This is a genomic window from Pseudoalteromonas sp. SANK 73390 (genome assembly GCF_054966645.1).
On the sequence record NZ_ARPN01000205.1, the window covers coordinates 1 to 887 of the forward strand.

Genomic DNA, 887 nt, shown 5'->3' on the forward strand with positions numbered 1-887 from the left:
AGATGCTGATACAACACTTGAATTTGAGTTGGTTGTTAGGGATGACAAAGGGGGTGAAGCAAAGGATACGATTAGCATTACAGTAAAGCGAGCGGTTCAGGTATCCAGTCATTATGCCAGCTGTAATGCACAGCTTGCTCCTAGTATCTTTGACACTTATAACGAAACACTCAACTTTACTTCTCTTGTTTCGCTTAAAAAATGGTTTTGTAGCGAATCTAATATTGAAAATCGAGACTTTACTAATCAGGTTATGAAGGTACTTTCGCTAGAAAGTAATGAGCAGGATGTTGAACTGTGGAAAACGGCTCATTGCTCTGATAATGACAAAGAATTTATCGATAGTAAGTCATCACATTTATTGCTGCAGCATGCAGATGATGAAGCGGTAGCCAATTGGTCAAGCTGTATCGCTAAAAAACAAATGCTCTCATGTTATGCTCTTGAGTCAGAGCACTTAAAATTTGGTGAGTTATATTTGAACTATGGTTTTAAGCAAGGAAGTAGTCGTTTAATAAATGCTGATATTGTTGCAACCAATTTAAGTGCTGTAGACACCATACCAGATACATTAGAACCAGATGGGGCCGCTATTGTCGTTAAAAAAGGTGATGGTAGTGACGCATATTTTGAACTCAGTGGTTCATTGGATAATGAGAATGTGTCTTGCGCTTATACGCTGTCGTACTCTTATTCTTTTGGCGCTGAATTGTGCGAGGTGCAAAGGATGCATGCGCTTGAGCAAGGCAAAATATCGCAGCGTGAATACACTGAACTTAAAGTCATAAACTCGGTTCCTGAATTTGATCATCGCACTGGTAGTTTTATTATGTATAGGCATTGTGAGTGATAGCTCACAGAAGCTCAAAATTTACCAAGTTGAATAA

General features: G+C 38.8%; 1 pseudogene. It reads left to right on the forward strand.

Going from position 1 to position 887, the window contains the following annotated elements:
* Positions 1-850, forward strand: a pseudogene (locus SANK73390_RS22345) (PKD domain-containing protein); the annotation flags it as partial.
* Between the last annotated feature and the right edge of the window lie 37 nt (positions 851-887).